Annotated in this window: 11 protein-coding genes; 3 read left to right on the top strand and 8 right to left on the bottom strand. The window is 66.5% G+C overall.

Going from position 1 to position 14,230, the window contains the following annotated elements:
- Window positions 1-505: 505 nt before the first annotated feature.
- The 6 genes from RAN53_RS05250 to RAN53_RS05225 all read right to left on the bottom strand — a co-directional run bounded on the left by RAN53_RS05250 (window position 506) and on the right by RAN53_RS05225 (window position 8,999).
- Window positions 506-1,987, bottom strand: a complete 1,482-nt coding sequence (locus RAN53_RS05250; RefSeq protein WP_305795753.1) for a bifunctional 2-methylcitrate dehydratase/aconitate hydratase — start codon at window positions 1,985-1,987, stop codon at window positions 506-508.
- Between the two features lie 95 nt (window positions 1,988-2,082).
- Complete coding sequence (prpF, locus tag RAN53_RS05245; RefSeq protein WP_305795752.1) at window positions 2,083-3,261, bottom strand: 2-methylaconitate cis-trans isomerase PrpF; 1,179 nt, start codon at window positions 3,259-3,261, stop codon at window positions 2,083-2,085.
- A 227-nt stretch (window positions 3,262-3,488) separates the two neighbouring features.
- Window positions 3,489-6,116, bottom strand: a complete 2,628-nt coding sequence (gene acnD / locus RAN53_RS05240) for a Fe/S-dependent 2-methylisocitrate dehydratase AcnD (RefSeq protein WP_305795751.1) — start codon at window positions 6,114-6,116, stop codon at window positions 3,489-3,491.
- Window positions 6,117-6,195: 79 nt separating this feature from the next.
- The gene (gene prpC / locus RAN53_RS05235) at window positions 6,196-7,323 is read right to left on the bottom strand and encodes a 2-methylcitrate synthase (protein ID WP_305795750.1); all 1,128 of its coding nucleotides are present in this window, start codon (window positions 7,321-7,323) and stop codon (window positions 6,196-6,198) included.
- Window positions 7,324-7,366: 43 nt separating this feature from the next.
- Window positions 7,367-8,257 carry a methylisocitrate lyase gene (prpB, locus tag RAN53_RS05230; RefSeq protein WP_305795749.1) on the bottom strand — a complete coding sequence of 297 codons (891 nt, stop codon included), beginning with the start codon at window positions 8,255-8,257 and terminating at the stop codon, window positions 7,367-7,369.
- A gap of 31 nt (window positions 8,258-8,288) precedes the next feature.
- Window positions 8,289-8,999, bottom strand: coding sequence for a GntR family transcriptional regulator (locus RAN53_RS05225; RefSeq protein ID WP_305795748.1), 711 nt, complete (start codon window positions 8,997-8,999; stop codon window positions 8,289-8,291).
- Window positions 9,000-9,239: 240 nt separating this feature from the next.
- Here RAN53_RS05225 and pabB point away from each other — a divergent pair, with 240 nt between their 5' ends.
- Both pabB and RAN53_RS05215 read left to right on the top strand, forming a co-directional pair.
- A complete protein-coding gene (gene pabB, locus RAN53_RS05220; RefSeq protein ID WP_305795747.1) occupies window positions 9,240-10,598 on the top strand; it encodes an aminodeoxychorismate synthase component I in 1,359 nt (452 codons plus the stop codon).
- Between the two features lie 119 nt (window positions 10,599-10,717).
- Window positions 10,718-11,338, top strand: coding sequence for a phosphoadenosine phosphosulfate reductase family protein (locus RAN53_RS05215; RefSeq protein ID WP_305795745.1), 621 nt, complete (start codon window positions 10,718-10,720; stop codon window positions 11,336-11,338).
- 103 nt (window positions 11,339-11,441) lie between these two features.
- On the opposite strand, the gene cysB is transcribed toward RAN53_RS05215, so the two are convergent.
- Window positions 11,442-12,413 (bottom strand): HTH-type transcriptional regulator CysB, encoded by a 972-nt coding sequence (gene cysB / locus RAN53_RS05210; RefSeq protein ID WP_305795744.1) that lies wholly within the window; start codon window positions 12,411-12,413, stop codon window positions 11,442-11,444.
- Between the two features lie 244 nt (window positions 12,414-12,657).
- Between cysB and trxA the strand changes: the two genes are divergently transcribed.
- A complete protein-coding gene (gene trxA, locus RAN53_RS05205; protein WP_305795743.1) occupies window positions 12,658-12,981 on the top strand; it encodes a thioredoxin in 324 nt (107 codons plus the stop codon).
- 74 nt (window positions 12,982-13,055) lie between these two features.
- Here trxA and RAN53_RS05200 read toward each other — a convergent pair whose 3' ends face one another.
- The gene (locus RAN53_RS05200) at window positions 13,056-14,159 is read right to left on the bottom strand and encodes an AI-2E family transporter (RefSeq protein ID WP_414842960.1); all 1,104 of its coding nucleotides are present in this window, start codon (window positions 14,157-14,159) and stop codon (window positions 13,056-13,058) included.
- Between the last annotated feature and the right edge of the window lie 71 nt (window positions 14,160-14,230).

The following is a 14,230-nucleotide window of genomic DNA, read 5'->3' as shown; positions in this document are numbered from 1 at the left end:
TCAATGACATGATCACCGAGCCATCGGCAAGCGCCCACATGAATTACCTGATCGATTGTTAAAGAGCGGCTTCGAACTCTGTCGAGTGAAGCGTCTCGCTTGCTGTCGGCCGGAGCGAACTCCGTGTCGCCAGCACCCTGCGAGGAAGGCGTATTCTACCGTTTCGCTCGGCGGTGTCAAGCAGTGTCTGGCGAAGCGTGCTTGCCGTGACTGCTGACCGCCCCACCTCACCGAGATGGCTGCGAAAGCGTGGCACATATTCTACCGAACATGCCGTGATTGTCAATCGGAATGTTTCGAAGCGATTCGACCCGCTTCAAAAATATTCCATGCAGAACAATCACTTCTGCCACTTCCACCGCCTGCAACGTTTGCCCGTCGCCGGCAGGGGATGCGTACTTTACGGCTTTCCCCGCAGGCGTGCAAGCCCTTGCAGAGAAAAATGTAGTCCAATGACAGGAATCGCGCCACGCTCCCTTCCGAAGGCATGACGCCTTCCCCGGCTTCAGATCACCAGAAGATCCATGAAGCGATGGACCGGGGTCGCCTGCAGGCGCTGCTGGTCCTGGCAAAGCACCAGTATCTTCTCGCTGCGCGAACGCGGGAATCGCGTCTCGAGGTTGCGCCGAAACTTGGCTTCAAGCACCGGGATACCCTCCCCACGACGCCGGCGATGGCCGATGGGATACTCCACGGCGACCCGGTCGGTGGCGGTGCCATCGGTGAAGAAGACCTGGATGGCGTTGGCGATGGAGCGCTTCTCGGGATCCAGGTAGTCGCGGGTATAGCGGGGCTCCTCTACCACCTCCATCTTGCTGCGCAACGTATCGATCTCGGGGTGCGCGGCATGAAAGTCATCCTCGTAGTGTTCGGCGGTCAGCTCCCCCAGCAGCAAGGGCACCGCGATCATGTACTGCAGGCAGTGGTCACGATCCGCCGGGTTGGCCAGGCCACCCTCCTTGGAAATGATGCGGATCGCCGACTCGTGGGTGGTGATGACGATGCGCTCGATCTCGTCGAAGCGCCCCTTCACCTCGGGATGCAGGGTCACCGCCGCCTCACAGGCGGTCTGGGCGTGGAACTCCGCCGGGAAGGAGAGCTTGAAGAGGATGTTCTCCATCACATAGCTGCCGAAGTCCCGCTGGAAGCTGAACCGCCTCTCGGACTCGGGCTTGAGCTGCTGATCCTTGTTGGTCTTGGTGAACAGCACGTCATAGAAACCCCATTGGGGGGCGCTGAGAGCACCGGGAACGCCCATTTCACCACGCAGGGCGATATCGGCCAGGCGCACTGCCCGGGAGGTGGCGTCCCCCGCCGCCCAGCTCTTGCGTGAACCAGCGTTTGGCGCATGACGATAGGTGCGCAGGCTCTGGCCATCGACCCAGGCGTGGGAGAGCGCCGAGAGCAGCTGCTCGCGATCGGCGCCCATCAACTTGGCCACCACCGCGGTCGAGGCCACCTTGACCAGCACCACATGGTCGAGCCCCACGCGGTTGAAGGAGTTCTCCAGCGCCAGCACCCCCTGGATCTCGTGGGCCATGATCATCGCCTCGAGGACGTCACGCATCGTAAGCGGCGCTTCCCCCTGGGCCACCCGCTTCTGGGCGAGGTGATCGGCCACGGCGAGGATGGCGCCAAGGTTGTCCGAGGGGTGCCCCCACTCCGCCGCCAGCCAGGTGTCGTTATAGTCGAGCCAGCGCACGATGGCACCGATGTCCCAGGCCGCCTTGACCGGGTCCAGCCGGAAGGAGGTGCCCGGCACCCTGGCGCCATGGGGCACCACGGTGCCCTCCACCAGGGGCCCCAGGTGCTTGGTGCACTCGGGGAAGCGCAGCGCCAGCAGGCCGCAGCCCAGGGTATCCATCAGGCAGAGTCTGGCGGTATCCCAGGCCTCGTCGCTCGCGATCTCGAAGCCGAGCACATAGTCGGCGATCTTCTGCAGCTCGGCGTCATAGTCCGGCCGCACATTGGCTTCCACGGTACTCATCTCGACCTCCTTCGGCATCTGCTGTGGCTACCCCCACTATAGAAGACGCCCCGGGCCTTTCGACCCGAGGCGGCTTTCCAGCGCATGACGTGGGCTCAGACGCTGTCGCCGGGGATGCGGACGAAGCCTTCCATCAGCACCCGGGCGCTGCGGCTCATCACCGCCTCGTCGATCACCCAGCGACCCTCCACCAGGCTCGCCTCGGCGCCCACACGGAGCGATCCGGAGGGATGCCCGAAGGTGACGGCATTGCGCTTGCCGCCGCCGGCGGCCAGGTTGACCAGGGTGCCCTCGATGGCCGCGGCGGAGGCGATGGCCACCGCCGCGGTGCCCATCATGGCGTGGTGCAGCTTGCCCATGGAGAGCGCCCGTACCAGCAGGTCGATCGACTCGGCCTCGACCGCCTTGCCGCTGGAAGAGGTGTAGCTCGCCGGCGGCGCCACGAAAGCCACCTTGGGTGTATGCTGGCGGTCCGCCGCCTCGGCCAAGTCCTTGATCAGCCCCATCCTCAACGCCCCGTGGGCGCGGATCGTCTCGAAGCGCTCGAGGGCCTGGGCGTCGCCGTTGATCGCCTCCTGTAGCTCGGTACCGGTATAGCCGAGTTCGGCGGCATTCAGGAAGACGGTGGGAATGCCGGCGTTGATCAGGGTCGCCTTGAGGGTACCGACGCCCGGCACTTCCAGGTCATCCACCAGGTTGCCAGTGGGGAAGATGGCGCCCTCGCCGTCCGCCGGGTCCTTGAAGGCCACCGGCACCTCGGCGGCCGGGAAGGTCACCCCGTCCAGCTCGAAGTCGCCGGTCTCCTGCACCTCGCCATTCGTGATCGGCACCCGGGAGACGATGGTCTTGCCGATGTTCACCTGCCAGATGCGCACCTCGACCTCGCCGTTCTCCGGGATGCGCGCCGGATCCACCAGGCCGTTGCTGATGGCGAAGGGCCCCACCGCCGCCGATAGGTTGCCGCAGTTGCCGCTCCAGTCGACGAAGGCCTTGTCGATGGCGACCTGGCCGAACAGGTAGTCCACGTCGTGGTCGGGGCTCTCGCTCCGACTCAGGATCACCGTCTTGCTGGTGCTGGAGGTGGCCCCGCCCATGCCGTCGATCTGCTTCTGGTAGGGGTCGGGGCTGCCGATCACCCGCATAAGCAGGCGGTCCCGGGCCTCGCCCGGCACCTGCGTAGCCTCAGGCAAGTCGGTCAGCTTGAAGAAGACGCCCTTGCTGGTCCCGCCACGCATATAGGTGGCGGGAATGCGAATCTGGGGAAGGTATGCCATGAGGGATGACTCCAGAGGAAAAGCTGCCGCACCCGAAGACGCGGCAGAAAAATGAGGAAGCTGCCTAGAGCGAGAAGCGCCGGGGACAGGCCAGAGAGGGGGTCCTACGCCAGGGACGGCGTCGGTAGCGCCCAAGGAAGGGTTCACAGCGCCCCCTCGTAGGCCTGTCGCCGGAGAAGCTTCGAGCTGCCTACAAGACGGCGGGGCCGTGACCCCGTCGCTCGGCGTCAGCTGACCGCCTCGACCTCGGATTCCAGGAAATCCTTGGCGAAGCGCTGCAGCACGCCCCCGGCGGAGTAGACGGTGACCTCCTCGGCGGTATCCAGGCGGCAGGTCACCGGCACGCGATCGACCTCACCGGTCTTGCGGTGGATGACAAGCTCCAGGGTCGCCCCCGGCTCGGGCGTGCCTTCCACGTCATAGGTCTCGGTGCCGTCGAGCTGCAGGGTGTGGCGGGTGGTGCCTTCCCGGAACTGCAGGGGCATCACGCCCATGCCGATCAGGTTGGTGCGATGGATGCGCTCGAAGCCTTCGGCCACGATCGCCTCGACCCCGGCCAGTGCCACGCCCTTGGCCGCCCAGTCGCGGGAGGAGCCCTGGCCGTAGTCGGCGCCGGCGATGACGATCAGCGGTTGCTTGCGTTCCATGTAGGTCTCGATGGCCTCCCACATGCGGGTCACCTCGCCTTCCGGCTCGATGCGTGCCAGCGAGCCCTGCACTACCTCGCCGCTCTCGTCCCGCACCATCTCGTTGAACAGCTTGGGGTTGGCCAGGGTGGCCCGCAGGGCGGTGAGGTGGTCGCCGCGGTGGGTCGCGTAGGAATTGAAGTCCTCCTCCGGCAGGCCCATCTTGTGCAGGTACTCCCCCGCCGCGCTGTCCATCATGATCGCGTTGGACGGCGACAGGTGGTCGGTGGTGATGTTGTCCGGCAGGATCGCCAGCGGCCGCATGCCCTTGAGCGCACGCACCGCCGCCATGTTGCCTTCCCAGTAGGGCGGGCGACGGATATAGGTGCTCTGGGGGCGCCAGTCGTAGAGCGGGCTCTCGGCCTTCTCGAAGGCGTCCAGGTCGAACATCGGGATATAGACCTGCTTGAACTGCTCCGGCTTGACGAACTCGCCGACGATGGCATCGATCTCCTCGTCGGAGGGCCACAGGTCCTTGAGCGTCACCGGGTTGCCGTTCTGGTCGGTACCCAGCACGTCCTTCTCGATGTCGAAGCGCACCGTACCGGCGATGGCGTAGGCCACCACCAGCGCCGGCGAGGCCAGGAAGGCCTGCTTGGCATAGGGGTGGATGCGGCCATCGAAGTTGCGATTGCCGGAGAGCACCGCGGTAGCGTAGAGATCACGGTCGATGATCTCCTGCTGGATCTTCGGGTCCAGGGCGCCGGACATCCCGTTACAGGTGGTGCAGGCATAGGCGACGATGCCGAAGCCAAGCTTCTCAAGCTCGGCGAGCAGGCCCGCCTCCTCCAGATAGAGGCGCGCCACCTTCGAGCCTGGAGCGAAGGAGGACTTCACCCAGGGCTTGCGAATCAGGCCCAGCTCGTTGGCCTTCTTGGCCAGCAGCGCGGCGCCCACCACGTTGCGCGGGTTGGAGGTGTTGGTGCAACTGGTAATGGCGGCGATGATCACCGCGCCATCGGGCATATGACCCGCCTTCTCCTCCGCCTGGGCCTTGGCGCTGTCGTTGTATGAGGGTACGGCGATGCCGCGCTCGGCGAGGGCGCTGGTGGGCAGACGACGGTGCGGGTTGGAGGGGCCCGCCAGGTTGCGCTCCACGCTGGACAGGTCGAAGGTCAGCACGCGCTCATACTGGGCGCCGGACAGGCTGTCGGCCCACAGGCCCGTCTGCTTGGCGTAGGTCTCGACCAGCTCGACCTGCTCCGGCTCGCGGCCGGTCAGCGTCAGGTAGTCGAGGGTCTGCTCATCGATATAGAACATCGCCGCCGAGGCGCCGTACTCCGGGGTCATGTTGGAGATGGTGGCGCGGTCGCCGATGGTCAGGCTCTTGGCCCCCTCGCCGAAGAACTCCAGATAGGCCCCCACCACGCGCTCCTTGCGCAGGAACTCGGTGATCGCCAGCACGATATCGGTGGCGGTGATGCCGGGCTTGTGCTTGCCGGTCAGCTCCACGCCGACGATATCGGGCAGGCGCATCATGGAGGGCCGGCCCAGCATCACGGTCTCGGCCTCGAGGCCGCCGACGCCGATGGCGATCACGCCCAGGCAGTCGATATGCGGGGTGTGGCTATCGGTGCCCACGCAGGTGTCGGGAAAGGCGACGCCGTCGCGCGCCTGTACCACCGGCGACATCTTCTCCAGATTGATCTGGTGCATGATGCCGTTGCCGGCGGGGATCACGTCGACGTTCTCGAAGGCGGTCTTGGTCCACTCGATGAAGTGGAAGCGATCCTCATTGCGACGATCCTCGATGGCGCGGTTCCTGTCGAAGGCATCCTTCTCGAAGCCGGCGTGCTCCACGGCCAGGGAGTGGTCGACGATCAGCTGGGTCGGCACCACCGGGTTGACCTTGGCGGGGTCGCCGCCCTGCTCGGCGATGGCATCGCGCAGGCCGGCCAGGTCGACCAGTGCGGTCTGGCCGAGGATGTCGTGGCAGACCACCCGGGCCGGGTACCAGGGGAAGTCCAGGTCACGGCGGCGCTCGATCAGCTGCTTGAGCGCATCGGTGAGCAGCTCGGACTCACAGCGACGCACCAGCTGCTCGGCCAGCACCCGGGAGGTGTAGGGAAGGGTGTCATAGGCACCGGGCTGGATCTCCTCGACGGCCGCACGCGCGTCGAAGTAGTCCAGCTCGGTGCCGGGAAGCGGTTTGCGATAGTCGGTATTCATGGCGTGAGGGGTCTCTTGCAGGCGTCGGGGCGAAGGGGAGGCAGGCCGGACGGCCCGGGCGGGCCGTCCGGGCGATCGATCAGTCGCGCTGTTCGATCGGCACCCACTCGCTCTTCTCCGGGCCGATATAGTCGGCGCTCGGGCGGATGATGCGGTTGTTGGCGCGCTGCTCGAAGACATGGGCACACCAGCCGGTGACCCGCGAACAGACGAAGATCGGGGTGAACAGCTTGGTGGGAATGTCCATGAAGTGGTAGGCGCTGGCGTGGAAGAAGTCGGCGTTGCAGAACAGCTTCTTCTCGCGCCACATCACCGCCTCGACGCGCTCGGAGACCGGGTAGAGGACGCTGTCGCCCACGTCCTCGGCCAGCTTCTTCGACCACTCCTTGATGATCGCGTTGCGCGGGTCGGACTCGCGATAGATCGCGTGGCCGAAGCCCATGATCTTGTCCTTGCGCTCGAGCATGCCGAGGATCTTGCTCTCGGCCTCGTCGGCGGACGTCCAGTCCTCGATCATCTCCATGGCCGCCTCGTTGGCACCACCATGCAGCGGGCCGCGCAGGGAGCCGATGGCGCCGGTCACACAGGAGTGCATGTCGGAGAGGGTGGAGGCGCAGACGCGGGCGGTGAAGGTCGAGGCATTGAACTCGTGCTCGGCGTAGAGGATCAGCGAGACGTTCATCACCCGGGCGTGCAGCTCGGAGGCCGGCTCACCGCGCAGCATGTGCAGGAAGTGGCCACCCACGGACTCGTCGTCGGTCTCGGTCTCGATGCGCACGCCGTCGTGGCTGAAGCGGTACCAGTAGCAGATGATCGACGGCAGCACGGCCAACAGACGGTCGGAGACGTCCTGCTGCTCGTCGAAGCTCTGCTCGGTCTCCAGGTTACCCAGCATGGAGGCGCCGGTGCGCATCACGTCCATGGGGTGAGCATCCTTCGGGATCTGCTCGAGCACGGTGCGGAGTTCGGCGGGCAGGCCGCGCAGGCCCTTGAGCTTGGTGATGTAGGCGTCGAGCTCGGCCTGGTTGGGCAGCTTGCCCTTGAGCAGCAGGTAGGCCACTTCCTCGAACTTCGCCTTCTCCGCCAGCTCCTTGATGTCGAAGCCGCGGTAGGTCAGGCCCGAGCCGGTCTTGCCGACGGTGCACAGGGCGGTGGTGCCGGCGCTCTGGCCGCGCAGGCCTGCGCCACTAACGGGTTTATCAGCCATGTTGTCTCTCCTCTTGAATGGTGTTTCCGGCGTGGGGCGCGTCTCAGGCGTCGCTGCCCTTCTCGACGAAGAGGGCATCGAGCTTCTGCTCGAAGCTGTGGTAGTTGAGGAAGTCGTAGAGCTCGTCGCGGGTCTGCATCATGTCGACCACGTCACGCTGGTGGCCGTTGTCGTGAATGCTCTGGTAGACCTTGAGCGCCGCCGCGTTCATGGCGCGGAAGGCAGACAGCGGATAGAGCACCATGCGGCAGCCCACCTCGGCCAGCTCCTGCTGGGAGAACAGCGGCGTGGCACCAAACTCGGTGATGTTGGCGAGGATCGGCGCATCGACGCGCTCGCAGAAGGCGCGATAGTCGTCGAGGGTGTGCACCGCCTCGGCGAAGATGGCGTCGGCACCCGCCTCGATGCAGGCCTGGGAGCGCTCGATGGCGGCATCCAGACCGTCCTTCTGGAAGGCGTCGGTGCGCGCGATCAGGTAGAAGTCCGGATCGAGACGTGCATCGGCGGCGGCCTTGACGCGGTCGACCATCTCCTGCCTGGAGACGATCTCCTTGTTGGGGCGGTGGCCACAGCGCTTCTGGGCGACCTGGTCCTCGAGGTGCACGGCGGCCACGCCGGCACGCTGCATCTCCTTGACGGTACGCGCGATGTTGAAGGCCCCACCCCAGCCGGTATCGATATCCACCAGCAGCGGCAGGTCGGTGGCGCCACAGATGCGATGGGCATCCTCGACCACGTCGTTCATGGTGGTCATGCCCAGGTCCGGCAGGCCGAAGGAGGCGTTGGCCACGCCACCGCCGGAGAGGTAGATGGCCTGGTGACCGACGCGCTCGGCCATCATGGCGGTATAGGCGTTGATGGTGCCGACGATGGAGAGCGGGCGATTGGCCTCGAGGGCGGCGCGGAAGCGGGCGCCGGGAGTCTGCTGGGTCATGGTGTTTCTCCTGGTGGTATCCGGTAAGGGGTCAGGCAGTGGTGTCTTCCAGCTCCCTGAGGGAAGCGGCGTAACGATCGACGACATTGGCCCGGGAGGCGCTGACGTGACGACGCATCAGCAGCTCGGCGAGCTCGGCGTCGCCGGCCTCGATGGCATCGACGATGCGGTGGTGCTCGACGAAGGCACGCTGGGGACGAGAGCCACTGGCGCTGAACTGGGTGCGGTAGAGCCGCACCAGGTAGTAGAGGTCATCGCAGAGCATGGTCACCAGCATGCGGTTGTGGCTGCCCTGGACGATGCGATAGTGGAAATCCAGGTCACCCTCGCGCTGGAAGTAGGCCTCGCCCTTCTTGAGGTCGGCCTGGCGCTCATGCATCGAGAGCACCTCACGCAGCCCGGCGATCTCCTCGGCGGTCATGTGCTCGGCCGCCAGGCGGGCGGCCATGCTCTCCAGGGCCTCACGCACATCGAACAGCTCGAGCAACTCCTTCATCGAGAGCTTCACCACCCGGGCGCCGACGTGGGGCACCCGCTCGATCAGGCGGTGCGCCTCCAGGCGGCGCATCGCCTCGCGCAGCGGCCCACGGGAGATGCCATAGGTCCGTGACAGGCCGGGCTCGGTGATCTTGCTGCCCGGTGCGATCTCGCCGCGTACGATGGCATCCTGCAGCTGCTGGAAGACCCGCTCGGCGAGGGTGCGCACCTCGGGGGTGGATGTTTCGACTTCGGCTGGCTTCATGGTGATTGTCGACAATTATGGAATGGGGGAAGAGTAGCCATTGCCCGTGCTCGGGTCAATATGGCGTCACGACCGAACGATACGTCTTTGGTTGTAGACAACCCGACCTCCTCGGCCGGGGATGTCGACAATGTCGAGCGGCAACGCCGGGGCCACCAGGGCGCATCGACGAGGACAGCGACGCTCGCGGCGCCTAGAATGGGCGCCCCAAACCAGCCAAGGCCAACCGCAGGCCCGTCGATGACCGCACCACTCCAGATCACGCCGCACCCCTACCGACCCACCCCACTCCCCGCCTTCGCGCGCCTGCGTGGCAGGCCTGGCGCCGTGTTGCTGGACAGTGGCCGCCCGGAGGCGCCAGGGGGGCGCTATGACATCCTGTCCAGCGACCCGCTGGCGGTGCTGGAGGTGGATGCGTCGGGCCGCATCGACGGCGTGCCGGCGCTGGCAGGCCTTGGGCCCTTCGCCGCCCAACGGGCGCTGCTCGAGCGCCTGCCCCGGCCGGCCGTCGACAGCGAACTGCCCTTCCTGGGCGGGCTGATCGGCTACTGGAGCTACGACCTCGGCTACCTGCTGGAGCCGGTGGGCGAGCGGGCACGCCCGGCCGTGACACTGCCGGCCAGCCGGGTGGGGCTCTACGACTGGGCGCTGATTCAGGACCACCAGCGCGGCGAGGCCTGGCTGGTGGCCACCGCGGAGCGCCGCCGCCAGGTACTCGAGTGGCTGAGCGTCGCCCCCGCTGCCGAGACCGCCTGCCGGCCGACGGCACCTTTTACCGCCGAGCTCGACCGCGACGCCTACCTGGCACGCTTCGCGACGGTGCAGCGCTATATCCGTGCCGGCGACTGCTACCAGGTCAACCTGGCCCAGCGCTTCAGCGCGCCCTACCGGGGTGACTTGTGGCACGCCTACCGGCGCCTGCGCCAGGCGACCCCGACGCCCTTCGCCGGCTTCATGGCCTGGCCCGGCAGAAAGGGTGAGCAGGCGATCCTCTCGCTGTCGCCGGAGCGCTTCCTGGAGTGCCGCGACGGCCAGGTGGAGACCCGTCCTATCAAGGGCACCCGCCCGCGGGGCGACACCCCCGAGCGCGATGCCCAGCTGGCCGCCGAACTCGAGGGCAGCCTCAAGGATCGCGCCGAGAACGTGATGATCGTCGACCTGCTGCGCAACGACCTGGGGCGCAGCTGCCGCCCCGGCACGGTGCGGGTGCCGCAGCTGTGCGGCCTGGAGAGCTATGCCAACGTCCACCACCTGGTCAGCGTGGTCACCGGCACGCTCGCCGCCGGGCGCACCCCCCTGGAGCTGCTGGCGGCGGCCTTCCCCGGTGGTTCCATCACGGGGGCGCCCAAGGTGCGCGCCATGCAGATCATCGATGAGCTGGAGCCCAGCCGACGCAGCGTCTACTGCGGCAGCCTCGGCTATGTGGATACGCGCGGGCACATGGACACCTCCATCGCCATCCGCACCGCGGTGGCGGACGGCGGCCGCCTCCACCTGTGGGGCGGCGGCGGCCTGGTGGCCGACTCGGAGGGCGAGGCGGAGTACCAGGAGACATGGGACAAGATCCGCCACCTGATGTCGGCGCTCTCGGAGCCATGAAAAGGAATAAGAAAAACATCGCTTATTCCTTTTGAGTAATAACAACGCAAGAAATCGGTATTGGGCGCGTGCACCGCGGCTCGGCTAGGGTAGGCGGCATACGCATCAGGAGACGCCCCATGACTGAGACGCTCGATATCATCAACCGCGACCTCGGCCAGGACCCGGAAGCGCTGATCCGCTGGGCCCTGAACCAGGGCAGCCAGCCGATCTGCACCACCAACTTCCGCCCCTTCGAGGCGGTCATCCTGCACATGGTGTCCTCCCAGCGGCCGGATATCCCGGTGGTGTGGATGGACCACGGCTACAACACCGAGGCCACCTACCGCTTCGCCGACGCTCTGGTGCGCCGCCTCGACCTCAACCTGATCAGCTACCTGCCGCGGCGCACCCGCGCTCACCGCGAGGCACTGGAGGGCCCCTTCCCCGGCATCGATGACCCGCACCACGACGCCTTTACCCAGGAGGTGAAGATCGAGCCCTTCGAGCGAGCCCTCGGCGAGATGGCGCCTGACGTCTGGTTCACCGCCCTGCGCGCCGAGGACACCCCCGAACGCTCGCGCATGGCCCCGGCCAGCCGCAACGCCGACGGGCTGCTCAAGGTGGCACCGCTGCTGCACTGGACGGCGAAGGACCTGCACGCCTACCTCCAGCGCCACGACCTGCCCAACGAGTTCGACTACTTCGACCCCACCAAGGTCGAGGCCAAGCGCGAGTGCGGCCTGCACCTGCAGCACTGAGCCCGCCGAAGACAAGCTGGCCGCCCGGCATGCCGGGCGGCCGTCCTCATGTCTGAACGCCGCCGCCGCGGGGCCGCCGCCCTCGAGGCGCGGCAACCGCCGCCTAGCGCAGCGGCAGCTCGATCCCCTCGAACAGCGCCCGCTCGTGGCGCGGCCCGGCGGCCAGGGCGGCATCCACCAGGTCACGCTCCAGATGGGGCGCGAACCCCTCGAGGAAGTCGTACATATAGCCGCGCATGAAGGTGCCGCGACGAATGCCGATCTTGGTGGTGGAACTCGCGAACAGGTGGCCGGCATCCAGCGCCACCAGGTCGGTGTCCTGCTCCGGGTCCACCGCCATATGGGCGACGATGCCCACGCCCAGCCCCAGACGCACATAGGTCTTGATCACATCCGCATCGGCGGCGGTCAGCACCACGTTGGGGGTCAGACCCTTGTCACGGAAGGCATCGTCGAGCTGGGAGCGGCCGGTGAAACCGAACACGTAGGTGACCAGCGGATGTCGCGCGATGGCCTCTAGGGTCAGCTCGCCCTCCCGGGTCAGCGGATGCCCCTGGGGCACCAGGATGCAGCGGTTCCAGCGATAGCAGGGCAGCAGCACCAGGTCGTTGAACAGCTCCAGGGACTCGGTGGCGATGGCGAAGTCGGCCTGGCCATCGCTGACCATCTGGGCGATCTGCTTGGGGGTGCCCTGCTGCATGTGCAGGGCCACGTCGGGATACTGGCGGGTAAACTCGCGAATCACCGGCGGCAGGGCGTAGCGCGCCTGGGTGTGGGTCGTGGCCACCGACAGGCTGCCGCGGCGTTCATCGCTGAACTCCTGAGCGACCTCCTTGATGTTGTCGGTCAGCCGCAGCACCTCGCCGGCCAGCTCGACGATCGCCTGCCCCGCCGGAGTGACCCGGGTCAGGTGCTTGCCGCTGCGGGCGAAGATCTCGACCCCCAGCTCATCCTCGAGCAGGCGGATCTGCTTGGAGATCCCGGGCTGCGAGGTGAACAGGCTCTGGGCGGTGGCCGAGACATTGAGATTGTGGCGAGTGACTTCCCAGACGTAGCGCAACTGCTGCAGTTTCATGGCGACTCTCCCATGCCGCTCCATCCGGCTGGAGGGCGTCGAAGCGATGGAAAACGGAATAATAAACAGACTGTTAATTCATTAATAGCATATAACGCCCGGTATCGCACGCGGCGCCGATACGCATTTCCGATTTGCCAGCACTCCGGTCGACCGCTAACATCGTCCGACCGGACAGGCGACCCGCAGGCGTCGCCTGCCAATCCGATCCGCTCGATGCAGCGCAACGCAACTGGAGAACCCCATGGCCAATAACGTCGATGTCACCAACGCCAACTTCGAGCAGGAAGTCCTCAAGGCCGAAACGCCGGTGCTGCTCAAGTTCTGGGCACCCTGGTGCGGTCCCTGCAAGGTGATGGCACCGGTGGTCGACGAGGTCGCCGAGGAGCGCAGCGGCAACCTCAAGGTCGTCAGCATCAATGTCGACGATGCTCCCGAGATCGCCGCCGAGCAGGGTGTCCGCGGTGTACCCACCGTGATGCTGTTCAAGTCCGGCACCAAGGTCGCCTCCCTGGTCGGCGCCCAGTCCAAGTCCCAGCTCAGCCAGTTCATCGAACAGAACGCCTGAGCGGCACTTGCCCGCCGACGACATCGCCCCGGCCTCGGCCGGGGCGATGTCGTTTCAGGCTACCTCCTTCAGGCTCAGCCCCCCTCTTCCTCGTCCCGCTCGGAAGGCGGCCGATCCGCCGCGACCAGCGCCGGCTCGTCGCCCGGCCCCAGCAGATGGGCGATCCAGCGTGTCTGGGGGTGGCTGTCCAGGGCAATCTTCAGGGTCATGGTCAGCACCACCGACAGCAGCATCCCCACCGCGCCGAAGACCCAGCCCCACACCACCAGCGACAGGAAGGCGATGAAGGTGGAGAGGCCCAGCGCCTTGCCCATCATCCGTGGCTCGACGATATTGCCGATCAGGAAGTTGATGCCCAGATAAGCCGACGCCAGCAGCAGCGCATCGAACAGGCCGCCGCCGGGCGAGACCAGCAGCAGCATCACCGGCGGCACCGCGGCGATGGCCGAGCCGATATTGGGAATGTAGTTGAGGGCAAAGGCGAGCACCGCCCAGAGCAGCGGAAAATCCACTCCCACCAGCAGGCAGGCGACCCAGACCAGGGTGCCGGTTACCAGGCTGACCACCGTCTTCACCGCCAGATAGCGCTTGAGGGTCAGGCTGAATTCGCTGAAGCGATCCAGGCTGGGGGCCGGGTTGGCCAGGGCACGGGAGAGCTTGTCGCGGAAATTCAGGGTCTCGAAGAGCATGAACACCGCCAGCAGCCCAACCACGACGCTCTGCATCAGCAGGTTGCCCACCTCCCCGATCAGGGCCGGGATCCAGCCGCCCAGCTGTTCGGCATCCAGCAGCTCCGCCAGGCGGTCGGTATCGATGGCCAGCCCCAGGCGCGACAGTCCATCCAGCAGCCCCAGATAATAGTCGTAGAGCTTCTGTTCGATGCCCGGCAGGGCATCGACGAAGGTGCCGAAGCTGTTGGCCAGCAGCAGCCCCAGCAGCGAGATCACCCCACCGATCACCACCAGGGTCAGCCACACCGAGAGGCGCAGCCCCAGGCCGTGGCGATTGAGCCACAGCACCGGCGCGGTACAGATCACCGCGATAAAGGCCGCCAGCAGCATGGGCACCAGCAGGCTGGCACCGCCCCGCATGCCGGCCACGATCACCACCAGCGCCGCCAGCCCCAGCACCAGGTTCAGCGGTATGATGCCCGTCGCATCCTCGTCAGCGTCCCTCATCAGCATCTCCCAAGCCGTTGATGGCCTCCATCATGCCCCCTGGCTGGCCCCGCAACAATCGACAGCCACCT

The organism is Halomonas sp. SSL-5 (assembly GCF_030708455.1).
Taxonomy (GTDB): domain Bacteria; phylum Pseudomonadota; class Gammaproteobacteria; order Pseudomonadales; family Halomonadaceae; genus Halomonas.
The sequence above is the reverse complement of the archived record's forward strand: the minus strand, read 5'-3'. Positions and strand labels throughout refer to the sequence as shown.